Origin of the sequence: Streptomyces sp. NPDC101225, from assembly GCF_044767585.1 — a bacterium.
Lineage (GTDB): Bacteria > Actinomycetota > Actinomycetes > Streptomycetales > Streptomycetaceae > Streptomyces.
This window is the reverse complement of the sequence record NZ_JBIWOE010000008.1, coordinates 103,789-128,484: the sequence shown is the minus strand read 5'-3', so window position 1 is coordinate 128,484 and position 24,696 is coordinate 103,789. Positions and strand designations below refer to the sequence as shown.

22 protein-coding genes are annotated in these 24,696 nt (G+C 73.7%); 7 read left to right on the top strand and 15 right to left on the bottom strand.

The window, feature by feature from the left end; genetic code table 11:
* Nucleotides 1–32: 32 nt before the first annotated feature.
* Nucleotides 33–788, bottom strand: coding sequence for a hypothetical protein (locus ACIRPX_RS14265; protein ID WP_404193163.1), 756 nt, complete (start codon nucleotides 786–788; stop codon nucleotides 33–35).
* A gap of 224 nt (nucleotides 789–1,012) precedes the next feature.
* Complete coding sequence (locus ACIRPX_RS14260; RefSeq protein WP_404193161.1) at nucleotides 1,013–1,807, bottom strand: RNA polymerase sigma factor SigF; 795 nt, start codon at nucleotides 1,805–1,807, stop codon at nucleotides 1,013–1,015.
* A gap of 251 nt (nucleotides 1,808–2,058) precedes the next feature.
* Between ACIRPX_RS14260 and ACIRPX_RS14255 the strand changes: the two genes are divergently transcribed.
* Together ACIRPX_RS14255 and ACIRPX_RS14250 are read left to right on the top strand one after the other, a co-directional pair.
* Entirely contained in the window at nucleotides 2,059–3,864 is a 1,806-nt protein-coding gene (locus ACIRPX_RS14255) for a thiamine pyrophosphate-requiring protein (protein WP_404193158.1), read from the top strand.
* 74 nt (nucleotides 3,865–3,938) lie between these two features.
* Complete coding sequence (locus ACIRPX_RS14250; RefSeq protein WP_404193154.1) at nucleotides 3,939–4,322, top strand: DUF2795 domain-containing protein; 384 nt, start codon at nucleotides 3,939–3,941, stop codon at nucleotides 4,320–4,322.
* A 98-nt stretch (nucleotides 4,323–4,420) separates the two neighbouring features.
* Here ACIRPX_RS14250 and ACIRPX_RS14245 read toward each other — a convergent pair whose 3' ends face one another.
* The 3 genes from ACIRPX_RS14245 to ACIRPX_RS14235 all read right to left on the bottom strand — a co-directional run bounded on the left by ACIRPX_RS14245 (nucleotide 4,421) and on the right by ACIRPX_RS14235 (nucleotide 7,147).
* Nucleotides 4,421–4,699 carry a DUF6158 family protein gene (locus ACIRPX_RS14245; protein ID WP_384260150.1) on the bottom strand — a complete coding sequence of 93 codons (279 nt, stop codon included), beginning with the start codon at nucleotides 4,697–4,699 and terminating at the stop codon, nucleotides 4,421–4,423.
* 141 nt (nucleotides 4,700–4,840) lie between these two features.
* Nucleotides 4,841–6,460 (bottom strand): ABC-F family ATP-binding cassette domain-containing protein, encoded by a 1,620-nt coding sequence (locus tag ACIRPX_RS14240; RefSeq protein ID WP_404193151.1) that lies wholly within the window; start codon nucleotides 6,458–6,460, stop codon nucleotides 4,841–4,843.
* A gap of 42 nt (nucleotides 6,461–6,502) precedes the next feature.
* On the bottom strand, nucleotides 6,503–7,147 hold the full coding sequence (locus ACIRPX_RS14235) for a histidine phosphatase family protein (protein ID WP_404193148.1): 645 nt from the start codon (nucleotides 7,145–7,147) through the stop codon (nucleotides 6,503–6,505).
* A gap of 192 nt (nucleotides 7,148–7,339) precedes the next feature.
* Here ACIRPX_RS14235 and ACIRPX_RS14230 point away from each other — a divergent pair, with 192 nt between their 5' ends.
* Nucleotides 7,340–8,161, top strand: a complete 822-nt coding sequence (locus tag ACIRPX_RS14230) for a class I SAM-dependent methyltransferase (RefSeq protein ID WP_404193145.1) — start codon at nucleotides 7,340–7,342, stop codon at nucleotides 8,159–8,161.
* 36 nt (nucleotides 8,162–8,197) lie between these two features.
* On the opposite strand, the gene ACIRPX_RS14225 is transcribed toward ACIRPX_RS14230, so the two are convergent.
* The 4 genes from ACIRPX_RS14225 to ACIRPX_RS14210 form a co-directional block, all read right to left on the bottom strand.
* Entirely contained in the window at nucleotides 8,198–8,920 is a 723-nt protein-coding gene (locus tag ACIRPX_RS14225) for a GvpL/GvpF family gas vesicle protein (RefSeq protein WP_404193142.1), read from the bottom strand.
* Between the two features lie 160 nt (nucleotides 8,921–9,080).
* Entirely contained in the window at nucleotides 9,081–9,851 is a 771-nt protein-coding gene (locus ACIRPX_RS14220; protein ID WP_404193139.1) for a GvpL/GvpF family gas vesicle protein, read from the bottom strand.
* Between the two features lie 177 nt (nucleotides 9,852–10,028).
* The gene (gene ligD / locus ACIRPX_RS14215; protein WP_404193136.1) at nucleotides 10,029–10,958 is read right to left on the bottom strand and encodes a non-homologous end-joining DNA ligase; all 930 of its coding nucleotides are present in this window, start codon (nucleotides 10,956–10,958) and stop codon (nucleotides 10,029–10,031) included.
* On the bottom strand, nucleotides 10,955–12,802 hold the full coding sequence (locus tag ACIRPX_RS14210) for a transketolase (protein WP_404193133.1): 1,848 nt from the start codon (nucleotides 12,800–12,802) through the stop codon (nucleotides 10,955–10,957). The genes ligD and ACIRPX_RS14210 overlap by 4 nt, the downstream gene beginning before the upstream one ends.
* Nucleotides 12,803–13,119: 317 nt before the next feature.
* Between ACIRPX_RS14210 and ACIRPX_RS14205 the strand changes: the two genes are divergently transcribed.
* On the top strand, nucleotides 13,120–14,079 hold the full coding sequence (locus ACIRPX_RS14205; RefSeq protein WP_404193131.1) for a TIGR03557 family F420-dependent LLM class oxidoreductase: 960 nt from the start codon (nucleotides 13,120–13,122) through the stop codon (nucleotides 14,077–14,079).
* Nucleotides 14,080–14,089: 10 nt separating this feature from the next.
* The gene (locus tag ACIRPX_RS14200) at nucleotides 14,090–15,181 is read left to right on the top strand and encodes an enolase C-terminal domain-like protein (protein ID WP_404193129.1); all 1,092 of its coding nucleotides are present in this window, start codon (nucleotides 14,090–14,092) and stop codon (nucleotides 15,179–15,181) included.
* Nucleotides 15,182–15,212: 31 nt separating this feature from the next.
* Here the strand turns inward: ACIRPX_RS14200 and ACIRPX_RS14195 are convergent, their stop codons facing one another.
* Entirely contained in the window at nucleotides 15,213–16,226 is a 1,014-nt protein-coding gene (locus tag ACIRPX_RS14195) for an SDR family oxidoreductase (RefSeq protein ID WP_404193128.1), read from the bottom strand.
* A gap of 280 nt (nucleotides 16,227–16,506) precedes the next feature.
* On the opposite strand from ACIRPX_RS14195, the gene ACIRPX_RS14190 reads away from it, so the two are divergent.
* Nucleotides 16,507–16,854: a VOC family protein gene (locus tag ACIRPX_RS14190; protein WP_404193127.1), complete on the top strand. Its 348-nt coding sequence runs from the start codon at nucleotides 16,507–16,509 to the stop codon at nucleotides 16,852–16,854.
* A 21-nt stretch (nucleotides 16,855–16,875) separates the two neighbouring features.
* On the opposite strand, the gene ACIRPX_RS14185 is transcribed toward ACIRPX_RS14190, so the two are convergent.
* Nucleotides 16,876–18,840, bottom strand: a complete 1,965-nt coding sequence (locus ACIRPX_RS14185) for a DUF5107 domain-containing protein (RefSeq protein WP_404193124.1) — start codon at nucleotides 18,838–18,840, stop codon at nucleotides 16,876–16,878.
* A 145-nt stretch (nucleotides 18,841–18,985) separates the two neighbouring features.
* On the opposite strand from ACIRPX_RS14185, the gene ACIRPX_RS14180 reads away from it, so the two are divergent.
* On the top strand, nucleotides 18,986–19,333 hold the full coding sequence (locus tag ACIRPX_RS14180) for a DUF6204 family protein (RefSeq protein ID WP_404193122.1): 348 nt from the start codon (nucleotides 18,986–18,988) through the stop codon (nucleotides 19,331–19,333).
* On the opposite strand, the gene ACIRPX_RS14175 is transcribed toward ACIRPX_RS14180, so the two are convergent.
* The 4 genes from ACIRPX_RS14175 to ACIRPX_RS14160 form a co-directional block, all read right to left on the bottom strand.
* Nucleotides 19,305–19,880, bottom strand: coding sequence for a GNAT family N-acetyltransferase (locus tag ACIRPX_RS14175; protein WP_404193119.1), 576 nt, complete (start codon nucleotides 19,878–19,880; stop codon nucleotides 19,305–19,307). The genes ACIRPX_RS14180 and ACIRPX_RS14175 overlap by 29 nt on opposite strands.
* A gap of 20 nt (nucleotides 19,881–19,900) precedes the next feature.
* Entirely contained in the window at nucleotides 19,901–21,673 is a 1,773-nt protein-coding gene (locus ACIRPX_RS14170; protein ID WP_404193116.1) for a CocE/NonD family hydrolase, read from the bottom strand.
* Between the two features lie 131 nt (nucleotides 21,674–21,804).
* Nucleotides 21,805–22,740: an LD-carboxypeptidase gene (locus ACIRPX_RS14165; protein WP_404193114.1), complete on the bottom strand. Its 936-nt coding sequence runs from the start codon at nucleotides 22,738–22,740 to the stop codon at nucleotides 21,805–21,807.
* Entirely contained in the window at nucleotides 22,737–24,689 is a 1,953-nt protein-coding gene (locus ACIRPX_RS14160; RefSeq protein WP_404193111.1) for a prolyl oligopeptidase family serine peptidase, read from the bottom strand. Before ACIRPX_RS14160 ends, ACIRPX_RS14165 begins: the two co-directional genes overlap by 4 nt.
* Between the last annotated feature and the right edge of the window lie 7 nt (nucleotides 24,690–24,696).

The following is a 24,696-nucleotide window of genomic DNA, read 5'->3' as shown; positions in this document are numbered from 1 at the left end:
GCGTCCGCCGGCGTTGCCCGTCGCGCGCGGGGTCAGCCGCGCAGGACGGAGCCCCGGTGGCACAGCCGGTACACGGCCGCGCCCAGCGCTCCCGCCATCAGGATGCCGCCGCCCACCAGAGCCGGCACGGAGTCGGTGAAAGTGCCGCCCTCGCCCGCCTGCACGCCGTGCCGGAGAGGCGCGTCCGCACAGGGTCCGGCGACGGGCTCCTCGCAGGGCCGGCCGGTGCCGTCGCCACCCGGGACGACGCCGCCACCGCCGCCACCGGGGACGACACCGCCGCCGGGAACGACAGCGCCGTCGCCTCCCGGCACCGCCCCGGCGTCGCCGCCGGTCACCGCCCCGCCGCTCGCGCCGGCATGGTTCGCGTGGAACGTGGCACGCCAGGGCTTGCCCGTGCCGCCGGGCGCCGCCGGGCAGGTGCCGTCGACGGTCAGGGCGGCGTCCCCGGCCGCTTCGCCGTCGGGGCCGTCGTCCGCCGCGAAGTCCTCGGCGGAGGAGACGCGGGCCGTGCCGCGGTAGGCGGGGCCCGCGGCGATGTCGTCGTTGCCGGGCACCCGCCGCAGCTGGACGGTGCCCTCGTCGAAGGCGTCGGAGGTGGCGTCGATGGTGGCGGGTGCCTCGCCGTCGGTGGCTTCGCAGGAGACCGAGACGGTCACGCTGCCACCCGGCGAGACGGTGCTCGGAGTGACCTCCGCCCCGGGGTCCGCGAGGGCGGCCGAGGCGGCGAAACCGAGCGTGGCACTGGCCAGGGCCGCCACGGAGAGGACACGGGCGGTGGAACGCATGGGTGGAGCTCCTTCGACCGGCGGGTTCTCAGGAGCACGGTGGTCGTGCCCCGTAGCCCATCACAGCCCGCCCCGCCGTGAGGCGCGCGCGGCCGAGCCCCATTCGCGCGACAAGGACGCCCGAGCGGGTGAACGGACCCGCCGGGCGTCCGGGGCGTGCCGCGTGCCGGGTGCGCCTGCGCGGGGCGGCCCGACGCGGCCTCGCGCAGGGCGGCCCGACCGGCCTACGCGGCCTCGCGCATGATCTGGTCCCGCATCCGGTCGCAGCAGCGGCTGATCAGGCGCGAGACGTGCATCTGCGAGATGCCGAGCTGCTCGGCGATCCGGCTCTGCGTCATGTCGCCGAAGAAGCGCATGTACAGGATGGCCCGCTCCCGTTCCGGCAGCGCGGCCAGCCGGGGCCGGACCGACTCGCGGTCCACCACGGTGTCCAGCGCCGGGTCGGGCGAGCCGAGGGTGTCGCTCAGACAGTAGCCGTCGTCGCTGCCGGGCACCTCGGCGTCGAGGGAGAGCGCGCCGAAGCTGTCCAGGGCCTGAAGGCCGACGCGGACGTCCTCCTCCGTCAGGTCGGCGTACGCGGCGATCTCCGCGACGGTGGGCCTGCGGCCCACGGCGGCCTGGGAGAGGTCCTGGGTCGCGAACCGGACGCGGTTGCGCAGGTCCTGGACCCGGCGCGGCACGTGCACGGTCCACATGTGGTCACGGAAGTGCCGCTTGATCTCGCCGGTGATGGTGGGCACCGCGTAGCTCTCGAAGGCGCTGCCCCGCTCGGGGTCGTACCGGTCGACGGCCTTGACCAGGCCGAGGGAGGCGACCTGGCGCAGGTCCTCGAAGCTCTCGCCGCGGCTGCGGAAGCGTCCCGCGAGCCGCTCGGCCATGGGCAGCCAGGCCTCGACGATCTGCCCGCGCACGGCGTCGCGCCGCGGGCCCGGAGGGAGCCCCGCGAGCCGGCGGAATGCCTCGGCGGTGTCGGGGGCGTCGTCGTGCGGGTGGTGCTTCGCGCTCACATCGGTGGGCATGCTGCGTCGCAACTCCCTTGGTGGTGCGCTGACTCGGACACCGTGGGAAGGCGGACGCGCGCTCGGACAGGCATGACCGGGGCGGTGCGGTACCGCACCCACGGACGTGCCTCCTGTCCGAAGCACTCACCTCCGCCTGCCCACCGGCCGAGGCCGCAAACACCCGCGCATGTTTTCCGGCGGTGGACCGGGTGACCCGACCGGTGAACGACTGCCGCATTCTCACGTCAAGGGCACGGGAGGTCCCGCACATGAGCACCAAGGTCTCCGACCACATTCTGCAGCGCCTGCGCGAGTGGGGTGTGGAGCACGTCTTCGGCTACCCCGGCGACGGCATCAACGGCCTGCTCGCCGCCTGGGGCCGCGCGGAGAACCAGCCGCGTTTCGTCCAGTCCCGGCACGAGGAGATGTCCGCGTTCCAGGCGGTCGGCTACGCGAAGTTCAGCGGCCGGCTCGGCGTGTGCGCCGCGACCTCGGGCCCCGGCGCAATCCACCTGCTCAACGGCCTGTACGACGCCAAGCTCGACCACGTGCCGGTGCTGGCGATCGTCGGCCAGACGCACCGCACCGCGATGGGCGGCTCGTACCAGCAGGAGGTGGACCTGCACACCCTGTACAAGGACGTCGCCTCGGAGTTCGTGGAGACGGTGACGGTCCCGGAGCAGCTGCCGAACGTCCTCGACCGGGCGATCCGCACCGCCCTCGCCCGCCGCTGCCCGACCGCGGTCATCGTCCCCGGGGACGTGCAGGAGCTCGACTACACCGCGCCCACGCACGAGTTCAAGATGGTGCCCTCCAGCCTCGACCGCAGCTCGTGGACCTCGGTCCCTTCCGAGGATTCCGTGCAGCGGGCGGCCGACATCCTCAACTCCGGTGACAAGGTAGCCATTCTGGTCGGGCAGGGCGCCGCCGGAGCCCGGGCCGAGGTGGAGGAGATCGCCGGGCGGCTGAAGGCGGGCGTGGCCAAGGCGCTGCTGGGCAAGGACGTCCTCAGCGACGAACTCCCCTACGTCACCGGCTCGGTCGGGCTGCTCGGCACACGTCCGTCGTACGAGCTGATGCGGGACTGCGACACCCTGCTGACCATCGGCTCGTCCTTCCCGTACACACAGTTCCTGCCGGAGTTCGGGCAGGCGCGCGCGGTGCAGATCGACATCGACCCGCACATGGTCGGGATGCGCTACCCCTACGAGGTGAATCTCGTCGGCGACGCGAAGGCGACCCTGCAGCGGCTGCTCCCGCTGATCGGCGCGGACCGCGGCGGCGCGTGGTACGACACCGTGTGCGCGAACGTGACGCGCTGGCACGAGGTGATGGAGCGGCGGGCGCAGCAGTCCGCCGACCCGATCAACCCGGAGTACGTGGCCCGTGCGCTGGACCCGATGCTCCCCGGCGACGCGATCATCACCTCCGACTCCGGTTCGGCGGCCAACTGGTACGCCCGCCATCTGACGATGCGGCCCGGCATGCGCTCCTCGCTCTCCGGCACGCTCGCGACGATGGGCCCCGGAGTGCCGTACGCGATCGGCGCGAAGTTCGCGCACCCGGACCGGCCGGTGATCGCGCTGGTCGGCGACGGGGCGATGCAGATGAACGGCCTGGCGGAGATGATCACGGCGGCCAAGTACCGCGATCTGTGGGAGGACCCGCGGCTGGTCGTCGCCGTGTGGAACAACCACGACCTCAATCAGGTCACCTGGGAGATGCGCGCCATGGAGGGCGCCCCGTCCTTCCTGCCCTCGCAGCAGATCCCGGACGTGCAGTACGCCGCCTTCGCCCGCTCGCTCGGGCTGACCGGGGTGCGGGTGGAGAAGCCCGAGGACGTGGAGGCCGGCTGGCGCGCGGGTCTGGAGGCGGACGGCCCGGCGGTGATCGAGTTCCTCACCGACCCGGCGGTCCCGCCGATCCCGCCGCACGCCACCTGGGAACAGATGGAGGCCACCGCCGCGGCGATCCTGAAGGGCGACGCGGACCGCGCCGGCATGGTCAGGCAGGGCCTCAAGGCGAAGGTCCAGGAGTTCCTGCCGCACCGCGAGCGGTCGGACCGCGAGAACTGAGCGGGTCGGGAGAACCCCGTGTCGGCGTCCGGTCTCCGGGTACGCGGTGCGGACCCGAAGATCTGGAGGGAGTCATGCAGCGAGGCAACGACCGGCTGAGCGCGCACCGCGACGAGGAGATGAAGCACGAACTGCAGGGGCTGCTCCGTTCCGGGCGCCCCACGCGGACCGAGGAGTGGCACGACCCGGAACCGGTCGCCGACGACGATCCCGAGGTGGCGGGAGGCCCGGTGGCGCCGGGAGGCGGTGGCGCCTCGTTCGAGACGGTCCGGCTGGAGCTGGCCCGGCTGCTGGGGCGCGGCTCCTTCCCCGCAGGACCGGGCGAGCTGACGGACGTGCTGCGCCGCAAGAACGCGCCCGACGTCCTCGTCGAGGCGCTGGAGCGGCTGCCCGGCACCGACCGCTACACGAACGTGCAGGAACTGGCCACGGCGCTGGACCGCCCCGGAGGCCCCTGAAAGGGCTCGCGGTGCGGTCCGGGGCCGGGTGCTCACGTCCTGGCCGGGCCCGCGCAGCGTTCCCGCAGGTGTTCGCCCGGACAGGGGGCTGACCGGTCTCAGCTGCGGGGAGTCGCCGACTCCCCGCAGCGGCGTTCCCGGGCCCCCTCCCGGGTGCGGCCCGCCGCCACCATGCGCCGCGGGTTGCGGCGCAGGAACTCACCCTCCAGCTGGGCCATGCGGTCGTTGTGCGCCCGCAGCGCATCGGTCGATCCGTACAGCAGCGTGTCGTGGCGTGTGCGGTGGATCGTCTCCAGCTCCTTCATGAGCTGCTGGTCGTCCAGCCGGCTGGGGTCGACTCCGGTCATGGTGGTACCCCGCTCGTCGTGTCCGTCCATGTGGAAGCCATGGATCTCACCTACTGCCTCCACTTTACGAACATCCCGGCCCCCGGGCCTCCGCGTGTGCCGCCGCTTCCCGGCGTCCGCGGGACACGCGCCGTGAGCGCCGCGGCCCGCCGCCGCCCCGGCCGGCGGCGGCTAGCGCGCCCGCTCCACCCGCCGTTCGTCCCACACGGCCTGCGTGCTCTCGCGGACGCGGCCGTCGCTGCCGAAGACCAGGTACCGGTCGAAGGACCGCGCGAACCACCGGTCGTGCGTGACCGCGAGCACCGTGCCGTCGAAGGCCTCCAGCCCCTCCTGGAGGGCCTCCGCGGACTCCAGGTCGAGGTTGTCCGTCGGCTCGTCCAGGAGCAGGGAGGTGACGCCCTGGAGTTCGAGCAGCAGGATCTGGAAACGGGCCTGCTGACCACCGGAGAGGCGGTCGAAGGTCTGCTCGGCCTGGCCGGTCAGCTCGTAGCGGCGCAGTCGCGACATCGCCGCGCCGCGGTCCTGCGCGTGCTCCTGCCAGAGGATGTCCACCAGCTTGCGGTCCTGCAGCTCGGGGTGGGCGTGGGTCTGTGCGAAGTGCCCCGGCACGACCCGCGCCCCGAGCTTCCACTCCCCCGTGTGCGCCACGTCGTCACCGGCCAGCAGGCGCAGGAAGTGCGACTTGCCGGAGCCGTTGGAGCCGAGGACGGCGACCCGTTCGCCGTAGAAGATCTCCAGGTCGAAGGGGTGCATCAGGCCGGTCAGCTCAAGGCCCTTGCAGGTGACGGCCCTGACACCGGTGCGGCCGCCCTTGATGCGCATGGTGATGTCCTGCTCGCGGGGCGGCTCCGGCGGCGGGCCGGCCTCCTCGAACTTGCGCAGCCGGGTCTGCGCGGCCTGGTAGCGGGATGCCAGCTCGTGGCTGATGCTCGCCGCCTGACGGAGGTTGAGCACCAGCTTCTTCAGCTGGGCGTGCTTCTCGTCCCAGCGCCTGCGCAACTCCTCGAAGCGGGCGAAGCGTTCGCGCCGCGCCTCGTGGTACGTGGCGAAGCCGCCGCCGTGCACCCAGGCGTCGGCGCCCGCCGGCGAGGGCTCCACGGAGACGATCTTCTCGGCGGCGCGGGCGAGGAGTTCGCGATCGTGGGAGACGAAGAGGACCGTCTTGCGGGTCTCCTTCAGCCGCTCCTCCAGCCACCGCTTGCCGGGCACGTCGAGGTAGTTGTCCGGCTCGTCGAGGAGCAATACCTCGTCGGTGCCGCGGAACAGGGCCTCCAGGACGAGCCGCTTCTGCTCACCGCCGGAGAGCGTGCGCACCTGCCGCCACTGCGCCTTCTCGTACGGCACCCCGAGCGCGGCCGTGGTGCACATGTCCCACAGCGTCTCCGCCTCGTAGCCGCGCGCCTCGGCCCAGTCGGCGAGCGCCTGCGCGTAGCCGAGCTGGGCGGCCTCGTCGTCGACGGTCATGATGGCGTGCTCGGCCCGGTCGACGGCCTGCGCGGCCTGCCGGACGCGGGGCGGCGCGACCGACACGAGCAGGTCCCGTACGGTCGTCTCGTCCCGTACGGAGCCCACGAACTGCCGCATCACGCCCAGGCCGCCGCTGACGGTGACGGTGCCGCCGTGCGGTTTCAGCTCGCCGGAGATCAGCCGCAGCAGCGTCGTCTTGCCGGCGCCGTTGGGGCCGACGAGGGCCACGGCGGCCCCTTCGCCGACCCGGAACGAGACATCGCCGAGCAGCGTCCTCCCGTCGGGGAGGTGGTACTCGAGGTGTGCTGCTTCCAGATGTCCCATGAGATCGCATTCTGCGGGCCGCCGTGAGGGGCGGGCAAACGGTTATAGGGGCCGGCCCGTCGGGCCGCCCTCGCCCGCCGGGGCCACCAGGGCGCCCGCCCAGGACAGGGCCGTGAAGCCGTCGGCGGGCGAGCCCTCCAGGATCACCACACCGGTGTTGTCGAGGGGGCGGGCGGCGGCGAAGGGCACGTCGACGTTGTCGGCGCGAGCCGCCGTCCACACGCGGATCGCCGCGCCGTGGCTGACCATCGCGACCGTCCCGGCGCCGCTGCGGGCGGCCTCCGCGATCACGGCGTCGTAGCGCCCGAGCGCCTCCTCGCCGCTCTCCCCGCCGGGCATCCGCAGCGCGGTGTCCCCGTCCGCCCAGGCGAACACGGTCTTCATGTAGAGGCGGCCCTGCTCGGTGTCGCCGGGCAGCATCTCCAGGTCGCCCGCGGCGAGCTCGCGGATGCCGTCGCGCACCTGGACGTCCAGGCCGCGCGCGGCCGCCAGCGGGGCCGCGGTCAGCTGGGTCCGCACCAGCGTGGAGGCGTACAGGGCCTGGATGTCCTCGTCGCCGAGCGCCGCGGGAAGGGCGGCGGCCTGCCGCTCGCCGAGTGCGGTCAGGCCCGCGCCGGGCACGGCGGTGTCGAGCAGGAGGCCGACGTTCGAGGGGGTCTGACCGTGGCGTATGAGGAGCAGACGCATGCCGGGACCCTCCGGGGGTGTCGTTCACCGCCCGTGGGACAGGAAACGGGCACCTCAGGGTAACCGGCACCCGACCGCCGCCACCGTGACTGACGCAGCGTCAGTCCATATGCCAAAACGCGTATCTCATCATTCGGCATGCGGGCGTAGCGTGACACGCACCGGCACGATGTCGAACGAGGGAGTTCAGCCATGTCGAAGCAGCAGGAGACCGCCGTCTACACGCACGGGCACCACGAGTCGGTGCTGCGCTCCCACACCTGGCGGACCGCCGCCAACTCCGCGGCCTACCTGCTCGGCGTCCTGAAGCCGCACATGAGGATCCTGGACATCGGCTGCGGCCCGGGCACCATCACCGCCGACCTGGCGGCGCTGGTCCCGGACGGGCACGTCACGGGCGTGGACCACGAACCGGGCATCCTGGACCGGGCCCGGGCGACGGCCGCCGAACGCGGCCTGGCGAACGCCGACTTCGCGGTCGCGGACGTGCACGCCCTGGACTTCCCCGACGACACGTTCTGCGTGGTGCACGCGCACCAGGTGCTCCAGCACGTGGGCGACCCGGTGCAGGCGCTGCGCGAGATGAAGCGGGTGACGAGGCCGACCGGGTTCGTCGCGGTGCGCGACTCCGACTACGCGGCCATGACCTGGTACCCGGCGTCCCAGGGGATGGACGACTGGCTGGACCTGTACCGGCGGGTGGCCCGGGCCAACGGCGGAGAGCCGGACGCCGGCCGGCGGCTCAAGTCCTGGGCACTGCGGGCCGGGCTGCGGGACATCACGGCGACGTCCAGCACATGGACCTTCGCCACGCCCGAGGAGCGGTCGTGGTGGAGCGGGCTGTGGGCGGACCGGACGGTGGCCTCGGCCTACGCCGGCCGGGCCACCGAGGGCGGTCACGCCACCCCAAAGGAGCTGCGCGCGGTGTCCGACGCCTGGCGGGAATGGGGCGCCCGGGAGGACGGCTGGTTCAGTGTGCTGCACGGGGAGATCCTGTGCCGCAAGGACGCCTGAACCGCTCTCCCGTGCGGGGCAGCGGCGCGGCGGCGGTCAGTACGGGTTCGACGCCTCTTCGACGAAGGAGTAGGCCGCCCAGGGCCCGGTGAGCTCGACGCGCATTCCCGTCAGGTCGTCCTGCGTGCGGCCCACCGCTTCCACGAACTCCTCGCAACGACCGCGCGGCACCAGATAGGCGGCGTTGAGCACATTCCGTCCCGTGGCGCCCGGGAGGGGGGAATCCTGCGGGGCGTGCAGCTTCGCGTCCTCGGCGTACGCGGACAGCGTCGCGTGCAGCCGCCCCGCGCGTTCCTCGGCCCGCTCCCGCCTGTCCGCGTGCGCCGCCGCCTGCGGCGCCGGTTCGGACGGCTTCGGCGGCTCGTTCCCGGCGTACACCCGCACGCCCCATTCGACCCGGCCGGCGAGCCGGTCGAGGGTGCGCCGGAAGGCCTCCTCGCGCGCCTCCATCATGACGCGGACGCCGCTGTCGTCGAGGAAGACCGTGCCCAGCCGCAGGGGCAGCGGGGTGGTGACGGCGGTGAGCGCGTCGATCACGCCCTGGTGGGCGCGGGCGGTCCCGGTGAGCCAGTCCGGGTCCTCGAGACGGCGCCGGAGCGGGTCTTCGGCGAAGTCCCGCTCCGGCACGTGGCTGACGACGGCGACGAGGCCGCGGTGGCTGAGCATGCGTGGCGGGTCGCCCGCCACCCCCGTCAGCTGGGCCTGCAGGGCCGCGTCGAAGGGGCGGCAGACGGCGTAGACGTATCGCAGCGCTGTCATGGAGCCCTCCTCCCTCTCCTTGGCGCGGCCGCGGCCGGACGCCGGACCGGGCTCCAGCTCAGACTCCGGCCTGGCCGGCCGCTCCCGCAACCCGGCGTCCGCACGGGCGAGTTCCGTCCGCGCCGTGGCGGACCGCTTCCTCGATCGGTCCCCTGCGTCCTCACTCCCGGGCGGCGCCCGAACCCGCCGTGCCGCGCGCGTGCTCCGCGGGGTCGGGCTCCACGAAGCTGTAGGGCGGCAGCGGTCCGTTGACGCGCAGTTCGATGTGCGGATGGCCCTTGCGGAACTCCTCGACGGCGGCCAGGAAGTGCTCGGCCGTCCCGCGGTCCACGAGGAAGGAGAGATTGGCCAGCCATCCGCTGGACCCGGGGCCCAGGCTCAGATCGTCGGCGCCGGATTCCAGCGCGCGCCGCAGGTCGGCGGCGTCCTCGACCTCGCGCGCCTTCACGGCGGCCACGACCATCTCGCCCAGTCGCAGCCGGTCGTCGTAGCTCCCGCCGCCCGACCGCCGATTGGCCTCGCTCATGGAGCGGATCTCGGCGTTCTCCGCCATCACGCGGTGCAGGACCGCCTCTTCCTGGTGCGTGCCCTTGACGTTGTACTCGACCTTGCCGTCCAGCGCCCCGAGGCGCTCCCTGTAGTGGTCGGCGCCGCCGGCGAGCACATCCGTGACCGAGGCGTCGTCCTCCGCGAGGCTGCCGAACCGCATGGGCAGCACGACGGCCGCCGCGCCCGCCTCGGCGAGTACGTTCCGGTGGGCGAGCAGGTCCTTGCGCTCGGGCCGCAACCCCTCGGGTGCGTCGCTCACGACGGCCGCGAGGCCGCCCTCCGTCAGGACGCGCACCGGGCGCGGCGGATCGCCGACACCCTCCATCCCCTCGGGGAGCGCGGGGTGAGAGCTCGCGGTGATGCCGTAGACGTACGTACTCATTCCTGCTCCTCCCTCCTGCCGCACGGGGACCGCGAGGACGTGGTCCCACGGGCGCGCGGCCCGGGACTCGGACGTCTTCTCGCGGGCACCGGATCCGGTGATCTCGCCGATCGCTCTCGCGTGCGGGACATGGCCACCTCTTCATTGCGGGTGGCCGTTGTGCCGACAACCAAACCTTCAGGAGGAGCGCAGCGCGTCGAGCCGGCGGCGGGCCGGTCCCAGGGCGCGGCGGCGGCTCATGACGCCGTCCCAGGGGCCGGAACGGGCCTGTCCGACGGCGTCGGCGACGGTCCAGCGGCGGGCGTGCAGGGCCGGGTCGTCCAGCTGGGACCAGGCGATCGGGGTGGCCACGGGGGCGCCGGGACGGGCCCGGACGGTGAGCGGCGCGACGACGGTCTGCGCATAGGCGTTGCGGGCGATGTCGAGGTAGAGCCGGTCACCGCGGTCCTTCTTGCGGGCGGCGGTGGTGAGCCGGCCGGGATGCGCCCCGGCCAGGGTGTCGGCGACGTCCCGGGCGAAGGCACGGACCTCGTCGAAGTCGTGGTGCCCGTTCAGCGGCACGACCACGTGCAGTCCGCGCGAGCCGGTGGTCATCAGCCCCGAGGGCAGCCTCAGCTCGCCGAGCAGGGCGCCGAGCAGCCGGGCCGCCTCGCGCACCGCCTCGAAGTCGTCCCCGGCCGGGTCCAGGTCGAAGACCATGCGGTCGGGCCGGTCCAGGCCGCCGGTCCGGGACAGCCAGCGGTGCAGGGTGACGGCGGCCTGGTCCGCGAGGTGGAGGAGGGTGGCGGTGTCGTCGCACACGGTGTGGCGGACGGTGCCGCCCTCCTTGGCGACCTCGACCCTGGTGATCCACTCCGGGTAGCTGTCCGGGGTGTTCTTCTGCATGAAGCGCGGGCCGTCGAGCCCGTCCGGGTGCCGCTCCAGCATCAGCGGGCGGCCGCGCAGCTGCGGCAGCATCAAGGGCGCGGCGGACCGGTGGTAGTCGGCCAGGTCGCCCTTGGTGCACTCCTCCGCGTCGCCGTGCGCCGGGAGGAGCACCTTGCCGGGCCGGTGGACCCGCACCGCGCGGCGCCCGGCCCGCACGGTGCGTACGTCCTCGTCACTCACCGCACGACCGCCTCCTCGACCAGCAGCTTCCCGGCGGCGGCGATCGCCTCGGCGTCGATGCCGGCCGCGTGCAGCTGTTCCTCGGGAGAGGCCGAGCCCGGCATCGTACGGACGGCGAGGCGCACCAGCCGCGGCACGGGCCGGCCGTCCACGAACGCGTCCAGGACGGCGTCGCCGATGCCGCCCTCCGGGTGGTGGTCCTCCACGGTGATCAGGCAGCCGGTGTCCTCGGCGGCCGCGCGCAGGGTCGGCCGGTCGACGGGCTTGACCGAGTAGAGGTCGATCACGCGGGCCCGGATGCCGTCGCGGTCCAGCGCGTCGGCCGCCGCCAGCGCCTCGGGCACGGTGACGCCCGCGGCGACCAGGGTCAGCCGGTCCTCGGAGGAGGAGCGCAGCACCTTGCTGCCGCCGATCGGGAACTCCTCGTCGGGGCCGTAGACCACCTCGCTCTCGCCGCGCGAGGTGCGCAGGTACCGGATGCCCTCGCAGCCGGCCATCGCGGCGACGAGCTGGGCGGTCTGGTTGGCGTCGCACGGGTACAGCACGGTCGCGCCGTGCACGGCGCGCATCATCGCCAGGTCCTCCAGGCCCATCTGGGAGGGGCCGTCCTGGCCGATGGCGCTGCCCGCGTGGCTGCCGACGAGGTTGATGCCGGCGCCGCTGACGGAGGCCATGCGCACGAAGTCGTGGGCGCGGGTGAGGAAGGCCGCGAACGTGCCGGCGTAGGGCACCCAGCCGCGCGAGGCGAGGCCCACGGCCGACGCGACCATCTGCTGCTCGGCGATGTAGCACTCGAAGTACCGCTCGGGGTACTCCTTGGCGAAGAACTCGGACCGGGTGGAGTCGCCGACCTCGCCGTCGAGGACGACGACGTCGCCGCGTGCGCCGCCGAGGGCGGTGAGCGCCTCCCCGTAGGCGTTGCGGGTGGCGACCTCGTCCCCCTTGTCCCAGCGGGGCAGTTCGACGTGGCCGGCGCGGACGGCGTGCAGCATGCGGGCGGCGGGCGGCTCCTGCACCCGGACGCGGAGGTCGCGCCGGCCGCCGAGTTCGGCGATCGCCTCGTCGGCGTCGGGCAGCGGCTTGCCGTGCAGCCCCTCGCGGTCCTGGACGGCCTCGACGCCCTTGCCCTTGAGGGTGCGGGCGATGATCGCGGTCGGCTGTCCGGTGGTGGACAGCGCCTCGCCGTAGGCGCGGTCGACCGCGGCCACGTCGTGCCCGTCCACCTCGACGGTGTGCCAGCCGAAGGCCTGGAAGCGGCGGGCGTAGGCATCGAGGTCGTGCCCGTGCCGGGTGGGGCCGCGCTGGCCGAGCCGGTTGACGTCGACGATCGCGGTGAGGTTGTCCAGATGCTCGTACGCCGCCTGCTCGGCGGCCTCCCAGACGGAGCCCTCGGCCATCTCGCTGTCCCCGCACAGCACCCACACGCGGTACCCGGCGTGGTCCAGCCGCTTGCCGGACAGCGCGATGCCCACGCCGACGGGCAGCCCCTGGCCGAGCGAGCCGGTCGCCGTCTCGACCCACGGCAGCCTGCGCGGCGTCGGATGCCCTTCGAGCCGGCTGCCCAGCTCGCGGAAGGTGAGCAGTTCCTCGTCGTCGATGGCGCCGGCCGCCTTGTAGGCGGCGTAGAGCAGGGGCGAGGCGTGTCCCTTGGACAGCACGAAGCGGTCGTTGCCGGGGTGGGCGGGCCGCTCGAAGTCGTAGCGGATGTGGTGCGCGAGCAGGACGGCCATCAGGTCCGCGGCGGACATCGACGACGTCGGATGCCCGGACCCCGCGGCCTGCGCCGCCCGCACTCCGTCCACCCTCAACTGCTGTGCGAGCTCGACGAGTTCATCGGTGTTCATGAGTCTCCCTCCGCTGCTGTGCCGGTGGCGCCGGACGGGGCCGGGGCAGACGGCCGGCGCTCGGCCTTCGCGGGGTGCGGGCACCCGGCGAAGCCGGTACCGGCGAGCACGGTGCGGGGTCGAGCCGTGGTTCGCCCCCCGGCGCCGTCGCGTCCGTCGTGCGTCGTGTGTCGTGCGTCGTACGGAACCTTCCGCGTCCCCCTGACCAGGGCGCCCAAACCGGTCACCGCACCCGAAGGTGGACCGGTTGCCTCCCCGGGCCCCGGGTACCCGGGCGGCGTCCCCCATGGACCCGGAACCTGTCGGAGGTGCCTCCCATGCCCGAGTACGGCTGTTTCCTCTCCTGTGAGGAGTTCGCTCCCGCGGACCTCGTCGAGCAGGCGAGGATGGCCGAGCAGGCCGGCTTCCGCTCGCTGTGGATCTCGGACCACTACCACCCCTGGAACGACGCACAGGGCCAGAGCCCCTTCGTGTGGTCCGTGCTCGGCGCCCTGTCGGAGGCGGTGTCGCTGCCGGTCCAGACCGCCGTCACCTGCCCGACCGTACGGATCCACCCGGCGGTGGTGGCGCAGGCCGCGGCCACCACGGCCGTGATGACGAACGGCCGGTTCCGGCTCGGCGTGGGCACGGGCGAGGCCCTGAACGAGCACATCCTCGGACACGCCTGGCCGCCCGCGACCGTCCGCATGGAGATGCTGGAGGAGTCGATCCTGATCATGCGCCGGCTGTTCACCGGCGAGGAGGTCACCCACCAGGGGACCCACTACACGGTGCGGAACGCCCGCCTCTACACGGTTCCCGACGAGCCCGTCCCGATCGACATCTCCGGCTTCGGCCCGGCCGCCACGAAGCTGGCGGCACGCGTGGGCGACGGCTACATCACGATGACGCCCGAGGAGCCGATGGTGGAGCAGTTCCGCAAGGGGGGCGGGGGCGGCAAACCGGTGAGCGGCGGCACGAAGGTCTGCTACGGCACCGACCGCGACGAGGCGGTGCGTACCGTCCGCGAGCGGTGGTCCAACCAGTTCCTGCCGGGCGAGACGAGCCAGATCCTGCCCTCGCCGCGGCACTTCGAGCAGCTCGGGCCGCTGGTCACCGAGGCCGCGGTCCGCGAGAACACGGTGTGCGGCGACGACGTCGAGGAACACGTCGCGGCCCTGCGCGCCTTCGCGGACGCCGGCTTCGACCGGGTCTACGTCAACCAGATCGGACCGGACCAGCGCGGCTTCTTCGACTTCTACCGTACGAAGGTGCTGCCGCAGCTCCAGGAGTCCTGAAGGAGCGCCGATGAAACTGCACCGTCCCGTCGTGTCCGTGTACACCGTGCCGACCGACGCACCCGAGGCGGACGGCACGCTGGCGTGGTCGTCCACGACCATGGTGATCGTGGAGGTGGCGGCGGACGAGACGTCCGGCACGGGCTGGACGTACGGTCCCCCGGCGGTCGGCGCGTTCGTCCGCGACCAGCTCGCGCCGCTGCTGGAGGGCCGCAGCGCCCTCGACGTCCCCGCCGCCCACGACGCCATGTGCCGCACCGTGCGCAACGCGGGCCGCCCGGGGATCGCCGGCTGCGCCGTGTCGGCCGTCGACATCGCCCTGTGGGACCTCAAGGCCCGCCTGCTCGGACTCCCGCTGGCCCGCCTGCTCGGCGTCTGCCGCGAGCAGGTCCCGGTCTACGGCAGCGGCGGGTTCACCACGTACCACGACACGCACCTGGCCGCGCAGCTCAACGGCTGGGTGCACGGGCAGCACATCCCGCGCGTCAAGATCAAGATCGGGGAGAACTGGGGCCGGGAGGTCTCCCGCGATCTGGCCCGGGTCCGCGCGGCCCGCCATGTCATCGGCCCCGAGGCGGAGTTGTACGTCGACGCCAACGGCGCCTACACCCGCAAGCAGGCGGTCCGGGTCGGCCGGGCCCTGGCCGACCTGGGCGTCGGCTGGTTCGAGGAGCCGGTCTCCTCCGACGACCTGCAGGGCCTTGGGCTGGTCCGCGACGCGCTCGTGTGCGACGTGGCCGCCGGCGAGTACGGCTACGACCTGCCCTACTTCGCCCGCATGATCTCGGCGGGCGCCGTCGACTGCCTCCAGGTCGACGCGACCCGGTGCGGCGGCCTGACGGAGTTCCTGCGCGCCGCCGCGCTGGCACAGGCGCACGGCCTGGAGATCTCCGCCCACTGCGCCCCGCACGTCCACGCCGCCGCGGCCGCCTCGGTCCCCAACGTCCGCCACCTCGAGTGGTTCCACGACCATGTGCGCATCGAGGACATGTTCTTCGACGGGGCGCTCGATCCGACGGGCGGCACGGTGCGGCCGCTGACCGGTCTCGGGCACGGGCTGACACTGCGGACGGACGACGTGGCGGAGTACCAGGTGGCCTGAGGAGCGGCCCGGCGTGTGCCGGTGCGGCGCCTCAGGCCCGTGCCCTGCGGGCCAGCCTGCCGGCCGCCAGGACGCCCGCACCGACGGTGAGGGCCGTCGCGACGCGGCCGCGGTTGCGGGACATCCACTCCTGGGCGCTGTCGCCGTGCGACTCCGCGTCGAAGCGGCCGCGCGCTCCGAAGTCCCGGCCGTGCGGCCCGTCCGCCGGGCTCCACAGGTTGCCGGACGCACGGTGCTCGCCCTCGTCCTGCTGGGCGGCGAAGCCGGTGCGGGCGAGGTAGCGCTCGAGCAGCCCGGGGACGACGGCGTTGGCGAGCAGCGTGCCCACCGTCGAGGCGCCGACCCAGTACTCCCGCCGCCGCGGGTGGGACGCCGCGTGCACGACCGCGCGGGCGGCGACCTCCGGCTGGTACACCGGCGCGACGGGCCGGGCCCGCCCCGGCATCCGGCTCAGCACCCAGTCGAACTGCGGGGTGTTCATGGCCGGCAGCTGCACCATCGTGGTCCGCACACCGGTGCCCGAGTGCAGCAGCTCGCAGCGCAGCGACTCGTTGAATCCCTGGATCGCGTGCTTGGCCCCGCAGTACGCCGACTGCAGCGGAATCCCGCGGTAGGCGAGCGCGGAGCCGACCTGCACGAGGGTGCCCCGGTCCCGCGGCAGCATGTGGTGCAGCGCGGCCCGGGTGCCGAACACACAGCCCAGATAGGTCACTTCGGTCACCCGGCGGAACTCGTCCGGGGTGATCTCGGTGAACGGTGCGAACACTCCGGTGAAGGCGTTGTTGACCCAGACGTCGATGTGCCCGAAGGTGTCGGCGACCTCCTGGGCCGCGTTGTCCACGGCCTTGGCGTCGGCCATGTCCACGGGCACGACCAGGGCCTCGCCCCCGGACCGCTGCACGTCGTCGGCGGCCGCGGCGAGTCCTTCGCGTCCCCGGGCCAGCAGGGCGACCCGGTCGCCACGGGCGGCGAACGCCCGGGCCGTGGCCCGCCCCACGCCGCCGCTGGCTCCGGTCACCACCACGGTCCTGCTGTGCTCCGGCACCGTTCCGCCTCCTCTCCCGGGCACCTGGCATCACACCCGGAAGTGCGGCTGCGGTTCCTCGCGCACGGCATCGCGCGCGACCCGCGCCGGCCCGTCGGCCAGGTGCTTGTCCAGATGTTCCGGATGTTCCGGATGTTCCGGGCCTTCCATGGCTCGCGGGTACCCGTACCGGCGTACGCATAACGCGCTCCGGGCCGGCCGGCGGGCACGGCGCCGGCCCGCAGAGGGCCGATCGACCGAAACGATCACCTTCCCCGGCCGCCCCAACTAGGCTCGTCGCATGGACATTCTGGGAGCCACGCTGCGCATCTGCGTCGACGACCTGGAGACCGCGGTCCCCTTCTACGAACGGCTCGCGGGCGGCCGGGCCCTCCGCTTCGAACGCGGCGGCGTCCAGGTGGCGGCGGTCGGCTGCTTCCTGCTGATGAGCGGGTCCGAGGCCGAGATCGAGGTGCTGCGCAAGGTCGCCGCGACCATCGCCGTCAAGGACGTCGACGAGGCCCACCGGGTGCTCACCGAGCTCGGCGCGCACATCATCGCCGGCCCGGTGGCGACCCCGGTGGGCCGCAACCTGATCGCCATGCACCCGGACGGCGCGATCTACGAGTACGTGGACCGCAACGCGTAGGCGGCCAGGGCCCGGCTGCTCTCAGGACTCGGGGGGCCGCATCCTGAAGTCGTAGTGCGCCGGGAGCGGTTCGTCGGTCAGCCGTGCCCACAGCAGGCCGACGGCCTCCGCGCCCTCCCGCAGGTCGGCCACCTCGAAGCCGGCCCGGAAGACGTCCCGCGCCTCCTCCCGCCGCCCCTCCGCGAGCAGCAACTGTGCCTCCAGCAGCCGGAATCGGCCCCGCACCCGGGTGGCCGGGTGCAGCCGCTCCCAGACGGCGCGCGCCTGCTCGGTGCGGCGCACGGCGAGCAGGGTCTCGATCGCCTCGCGGCCCAGTGCGGCGGTGGCCGCCGTCCACCGCTCCCCGTCGTCGCGCCGCTCGTGGCACAGGTCGTCGAAGGCGTCGGTGTAACGGTCCGCGGCCCGCTCGTGCTGGCCCGCCTCCCGGTCCGCGACGGCCAGGCAGCGCAGCAACGGCCACAGGGACGGGGCGAGTTCGAGGGCCCGCTCCCAGCTGCGCACCGCCTGCGCCAGGTCGCCGGCGTGCCACTGGGCCACGCCCAGGTGGTACTCGGTGAGCGGGCTCGCGGGCGCGGTCTCCAGCATGTCCCGCCAGTGCGGGGCGACCAGCGTCTCGCCGGGCGGCCGCACCCGGCGCGGCTCGGGCAGGGCACCGGACCGCAACAGGTGCAGCCAGGGCTCCTGGGCCTCGCCGAGCGTGCCGGCGCCGAACGGCGTACCGGGCAGCTTGAGGTCGGCGCGCAGCACTTCGAGCGCTCCCCAGCCGGAGCCGGTGGCGAGGATCTCGCCGGGTTCGGCGTCGGCGTGCGGCATCCAGGCGGCGTGGGCGGCGTCGACGTCCGCGCGGGGCAGCGCGGCCTGCAGCCGGGCCTCGGCGCCGTCCACGACGGCCGCCCAGGAGGGCCCTTCGGGCGCCGCGTCCAGCGGCCCGTACGCCTCCAGCCAGCTCACCTCGCTCTCCGCCTCCAGGCGCACATGCTCCAGCTGGGTGCGGGCGAGCCCCGCCTGGATCTCGCAGTAGCCGCCGGTGCCCGGCTCGGTGAGCCAGTCCTGCCAGCGCCGCCCCCCGCCGCCGGTGCCCCACAGGAACAGCTTGCGGCCCCGCAGGACGTCGGTGGACGTCTGCACCAGGCCGTGCCCGCGGTCGTCGAGGGCGGCGATCCAGCGGCGCCGGTCCTCGGGCAGCTCGTAGAAGTAGTCGGCGGCGTAGGGGCTGTTGAGCGGGTAGGTGCGGTCGACGCCCTGGTACGACGGCACGGGCACCCGGCGCAGCCGCTGCTCGTAGCCGAAGTGCCAGGCCTCCACGGCGGGTGCCAGGACCCGGCGCTCCTCCGGCACGGCGATGTTGGACCACCAGTAGACCGGCGCGGGCCGCTCGTGCGGGTTGCGGACACGGACGCCGACATGCAGGAAGTCGGAGTGCGCCGGCAGCCAGAGGTCGATCTGGAAGGGCAGGTCGCGCAGCCGCTCCCACTCCCACAGCCGGAGCATCTCGCCGCCGTCGGGGGCGGGGACGCGGGCGGCGTGCAGCGGGGCGCAGGAGAGGGTGGTGTGGCCGGTGGCGCCGATGTTCCACTCGATGCCGCCGGAGAACCAGGCGCCGTTGAGCGCGAAGTTGGCGGGCTGGAACACGGGGTTGCGGTAGAGGAGTTCACGGCCGGTCGGCCGGTGCAGGAGGGAGGCGACCCGGCCGCCGAGTCCGGGCAGGACGGTGGCGCGCAGCCGGTCGTTCTCGAGTACGAGGGCGTCGACGCGCCGGGGCTCGCGTGCTCTGCCGTAGCCGTCCCGCACGCGCACCGGGAGCAGGCTGCGCAGGGGCTCGTAGCATGCCTGGCGCGCCATGTCGCGCGGCAGCTCCGGCAGGTCGCGGTCCTCGACGCGGTGCGCCTCGTGGAGCAGGCGCAGCGGGGGCAGGGGGTTGTCCGGACCCAACTGCGCCGCGGGCAGCGTCAGTACCTCACGTCGGATCGTCGTCACGATCACCATGGAAGCCGCTCGCCGGCGGACCGGCCAGGGGAGGTACCGGTCAGGATTGCGCAAAGGCGCCGACGGCGAAATTCCGTGCGCTCTCCGTCCTCGCCGACGTACGGTCGGGCCCTCGACGGACCGGGACAGGGAACAGGGAGCAGGGATGAGCGAGCAGCACACGTACCGGGTGATCGTCCGCGGCATCTGGGACGGGCTGACCGAGCGGGCCCGGCAGCGGCTGCTCGCCGAGGCCGGTGCGCACGGCATGGCGAGCATGCGGTTCACCGAGGAGGGCTCGCTGTCGTACGAACCGGCGCCGCTGAAGCATTTCTCGATGCGCTACGTGGTGGTGTCCGACGCGGCGGACGGGGAGGAGATGGCGGGCGCGATCGCCGAGGACCGCGCCGGGACCACGCTCACCGGTCTCGGCTACGGCTTCCGGGGCCTGAGGTCGACCGTGACCGACCTCGACACCATGAAGATCAACCGGAAGCCCGCATCTCGGCGGTGATCGCCCACCGCTCGTGGTCCCGCCAGTCGCCGTCGATGTAGATCATCTTCGGTGAGAAGCCCTCCAGGCGGAAGCCGCAGGAGCGGGCCAGGGCGATGGACGCGGCGTTGCGCGGCTGCACGTTGATCTCGAGGCGGTGCAGCCGCATCGGGCCGAAGGCGTGGCCGAGGACCAGGTCCAGGCCCTCGCGCATCAGCCCGCGCCCGGCCGCGTGCGCGAAGGCGCCGTAACCGAGGGCGCCGCACCGGAAGCCGCCCTCGACGATGTTGTTGATGTTGATGAAGCCGGCGATCGCCCCGTCGGGGTGCCCGCCGTCCGCCCCGCCGCCCGTCTCGCAGACCAGGAACCCGGCCTTGGTCGGGTCGTCGATGAGCCGGCTCGCGTACGCGGTGTACGCGCTCGGGGAGTCCGGCGGGAACAGCCAGGGCTGGTGCAGCCCCTTGCTCTCGCGGGCGCGGGCGGTGAACTCGGCGCCGTCCTCGTGGCGGAAGTGACGTATGCCCACGCGAGGGCCTTCGGCGAGATAGCGGGACACGGTGTGCGGCATCCCGCCACCCTACGGCGGGGTCATCCGCCCAGCACGGGCAATTCCAGCGACCCGGCGCTTCCGGGCGCGCTGACCACGGTCACCGGCTTGATCCCCCGGTTGCCGAAGTAGGCGTCGTCGCTCGCCGCGATCACGAACCGCAGGCGGTGCCCCTTCTCATAGCGGTGCACGATGCCCGGCAGCGTCACGGTGAACGTCTTGCCCACGTCCGGCACCCGGACCGGTGCGACCAGGCGGTGCACCAGTGTCGTGCTGCCGTCGGGCGCGATGTCGTAGAGCTTGGCGAACAGGACGAGCCGGTCGGCCGCGTCGCCGGAGTCCTGTACCCGCGCGGCCGCCGGGGAGAGGACCTTGAGCGTGGCCCGGGGCGCGCCGACGACGTCCGTGGCCCGGGAGAAGGGTGCGCCGGTCCAGCCGAGGTAGGTGCCCGGAGTGTCGTACGGCCCCGGGTCCGGAAGTCCCGCGGTCCCGGCCAGCGAGCTCTCCGAGTGGCTCGAGGGCGTCGGCAGGTTGGCGTAGGTGCGGCTGCCGCGGGCGACCTTCCGGCGGTTGTCGACGAGCTTGCCGTCGCCGGAGAGGTAGTAGGTCCGGCTGAGCGCGGGGAGCCGGCCGGCGGTGGCGTAGGTGTGGGCGGGGTCGGTGATCCAGTCGCGGTAGTAGGCGAAGGCCGGGCCGGTGCCGGTGTCGTGTCCGCGCAGGTAGCGGTCGAACCAGGCCAGGATCCGCCGGCCGACGTAGGAGGACTCCAGGTTGCCCTTGCTCAGGTCGAGCTCGCCCATCGCCGGATCGGTGATGCCGCCGCTGTGCCCCCACGACTGCCAGATCATCTTGGCGGTGGTGCCCTGCGCGGTCAGGGTGCGGTAGGTGGCGGCCGCCTCGTTGAGGTTGAACAGGCTGTCGGCCTGCCCCTGGATCAGCAGGGTGGGCGCCTTGACCCGGCTCAGGTACGACACCGGGGAGACGCTGCGGGCGTAGGCGAGCATCGCGGCCGTCGGGCCGGCGGGGTAACTCCCGGAGTTCAGGGTGCGGATGGTGTCGCAGGCCCTGGTGACGAAGTGCGGGCAGGTGAGCGCGTCGAAGCGGGAGGGATCGAGGTTCGGCCGGGTCAGCGGCTGGCCCTCCCCGATGAGGTAGAAGCCGTTGGTCCACTGCCACTTGAAGGCGCCGGGCACGGTGCGGGAGGCGTTGTTCGGGTCGAGCGAGTAGGCGAGGTCGTGCCAGGTGATCAGGGGGACGAGCGCGTCGACGCGGTGGTCGACGGCGGCCGTCGCCAGCTGGACGGCACCGCCGTACGAACCGCCGATCATGCCGACCCTCGGGTCGCCCGCACGGTCCAGGGTGACGTAGTCGGCCCGGGTGCCGTCGTCGGCGGCGCGCGTGCCGCCGAGGAAGTCGACGAGCCGCGAGGCGGCCGTGCCGTCGACACCGGGGTCGTCGAGCGAGATCAGGCAGCCGGAGTCGCCGAAGCCGAGGCCCGAGTAGATCAGGGAGACGTAGCCGCGCTCGGCGAAGGCCTTGCCGATGGCGTCGGTCGAGCCGTCGGACTTGCTGCCGCCGAAGCCGTTGGTGGCGAGCACGGCCGGGGCGGGGTGGGCGCGGTCGACGCCCGCGGGGCGGTACAGATCGGCGTCGACCGTGCAGCTGCGGCCGCCCGCGCGGACGGTGAACTTCAGGGCGGAGACGGTGTATTGGCCGGTCGAGGCCGCTGGAGCGGTGAGTGCCAGGGGCGCGGTGAGCGCCGCGCCCAGGGCGAGGGCGAGAGCGGCTCGGGATCTGGGCACGCGTCGGGACACTGAGACCTCCACACTCGGGACAGCCCTGCTTACCGACCAGTAAGTACCGGCCGATTGTCATCGTGTGACACGTGTCACGGCAGGTCAATCGCCCAGTCGAGTGTTGTCGGCGGACATTCGGTGAAGGGCGTTCAGCGCAGGGCGGGCTGAGCGAGCGTCAAGGTTCCTGCGTCCGCGTCCAGTTCGGCCGTCACACCGAAGGGCACGGTCAACGCGCCCGCGCAGTGCCCGAATCCGAACTCCTCGACGACGGGGACACCGAGGCCGGCGAGCCGGTCGGCGAGCACCGCGCGCACGTCGGCGTAGGGACCGCACTCCTGCCACGACCCGAGCGCGATCCCGGTGACACCGTCCAGCCATCCGCTGCGCAGCAGCTGGGTCAGCGTCCGGTCGATGCGGTACGGCCGTTCGCCGACGTCCTCGACCAGCAGCAGCCCGCCCCGGGCTCCGTCGCGCGCGTGCGGCGTGCCGAGGTCGGCGGCGAGCAGGGCCAGGCAGCCGCCCAGCGTGACACCCCGGGCCCGGCCGGGCACCAGGGTGGCGCCCGCGGAGGCGATGACACGGGCCTCCTCCGGCGCGAACAGCGTGGTCCGCAGGTGCTCCTGCGCCCGCGCGTTCTTGATGAAGTCGACGCCGGCGGCCGCCGGGCCGTACAGGGTGACCAGGCCCAGCCGGGTGGCGAACGCCTGGTGCAGCGTGGTGACGTCGCTGAAGCCGACCAGCACCTTGGGTCCGGCGGCCCGCATCGCCGCCCAGTCGAGCAGGTCGACCATCCGCTGCGCCCCGTACCCGCCCCGCGCGCACAGCACCGCATCCACCGACGGGTCGCACCAGGCCCGCTGCAGATCGGCGGCGCGGTCCGCGTCCGTGCCCGCCAGGTATCCCAGTTCGGGGTGCCTCTCCAGCACATGGGGGGCCACCACCGGGTCGAGGTCCCAGCCGCGCAGCACGTCGAGCCCGGCCTGCACGCGTTCCTCGGGCACGGGCCCGCTCGGGGCGACGACGGCCACCCGGGCACCCGGTGCGAGCCGGGACGGCCGCCGCAGTTCTCCGGCGTGCCCGCTCATCCGGACAGCTCCAGAGTCGCGACGCCCGGCGGGTTCAGGCCGAACACCTGGGCGTACAGGGAGAGTTCGGACTCCAGGACACGGATCATGGTGTCCGCGCGCCGGAACCCGTGCCCCTCGCCCTCGAAGGCGATGTACGCGTGCGGCACGCTCCGTCCCCGGATCCGCTCCAGGAACCGTGCGCACTGCGCGGGCGGGCAGATCACGTCGTCCAGGCCCTGCAGCAGCAGGAAGGGCGCGGTGATGCGGTCGGCGTGCTCGGCGGGCGAGCGCTCCGCGTACCGGCCGGGCACCTCGGCGAGCGGCCCGACCAGCGTCTCCAGGTACTGCGACTCGAAGTCGTGGGTCTCCCCCGCGCCCCAGCCGGCGAGGTCGAGGATGGGGTACAGGATCGTGCCGCAGGCGTACACGTCGGTGGCGGTGAGCGAGGCGGCCGAGGTCCAGCCGCCCGCGCTGCCGCCGCGGATCGCCAGCCGGGCGCGGTCGGCGGTGCCCTCCTCGGCGAGTGCCAGGGCGACCGCCGCGCAGTCCTCGACGTCGACCACGCCCCACTGCTCGCGCAGCCGGCCCCGGTACTCGCGCCCGTGCCCGGTCGAGCCGCCGTGGTTGACCTCCGCGACGCCGATGCCGCGCGAGGTGAAGTAGGCGATCTCCAGGTCGAGCACGAGGGGCGCCCGGCTGGTGGGGCCGCCGTGCACCCGGACGACGTAGGGCGGCAGCTCGTCGCCGGGGGCGACGCAGCCCGGGTTGTGCGGCGGGTAGATGTGCGCGTGGATGTCGCGTCCCGCCGGTCCGGTGAAGGTGCGGATCTGCGGCTCGGGGTAGTGGGCGGGGTCGACGGCGTCGTCGTGCTCGGCGCCGATCACCCGGGCCCGGCCGGTCCGCGTGTCCAGCTCCACGACCTCGTAGGCGCTGCGCGGACTGGCCCCGACGGCCACGACCCGCTCGCCGTGCACCGCGAGCGTGGGGGCGAACTCGGTCCAGGGGCCGGCCGCGTCGACCACCTCACCGGTCTCGGGGTCCAGTATCCCGAGCGCGGTGGCGCCGCGGCCGTGCACGACGGCGATCGGGCCGCCGGGCAGCGGGGCGAACCAGCGCCGGCCGAGGTTCCACAGCGGCCCGCCGAACTCCTCCTCCCGCGGGCAGAGCGCAACGCCGTCGCGGTAGAGGTTCCACCAGCCCGTGCGGTCGCTCGCGTACAGCAGCGCGCCGTCGGCGGCCCACTCCACCTGGGCGATCGACTCCTGGGCTCCCCCGGCCGCCGTACGGGCCCGCCGAAAGGTTCCGGCGTCGTCGACCGCGGCGACGATCAGCTCCGTGCCGTCCCACGGCATGCGCGGGTGGTCCCAGGCCAGCCAGGCGACGCTCCGCCCGTCGGGCGAGAGGCGGGGCCCGGTGACGAACCGGTGGCGGTCGTCGGTGAGTTCGCGTACGGCGTCCCGGTCCCGGGCGGCCGAGCCGTCCAGCGGCACCGCGGCCGGCACGCGGCGCACGTCGGTGGGCCCCTCGCCGGTGAACTCCTCCAGCACGCCCCACACCTCACCGCGCTCCGTGAGCACCTGCGGCTCCGCCCAGCGCAGTCCGCCGCCCACCGCGGACACCGGGGTCAGGGGGCGCGGTTCGCCGCCGGGCTCGTAGCGGTAGAGCCGCTGGTCGGCGAAGTTCACGAACACCACGAGCGGACGGCCGTCCACCACAGTGCCGGCCCAGGGCTGTCCGCCGTACTCGATGACGCGGCTGCGCACGTTCCACGGGGCGGGCAGCACCGCCTCCTCGCGGCCGTCGGGGCGCCGCCGCACGAGGGTGCGCCGGCCGCCCTCGCCGGGCCGCGGCTCCGTCCACCACGCCTCGTCGCCGACGAATCCCACGAACTCGGGGTGCCCGTCGTGCGCGGCGGCCAGTGCCGCGTGGATGGGCGAGGGCCACGATCCGTATGCCAGCGTCTGCACGTTCTCC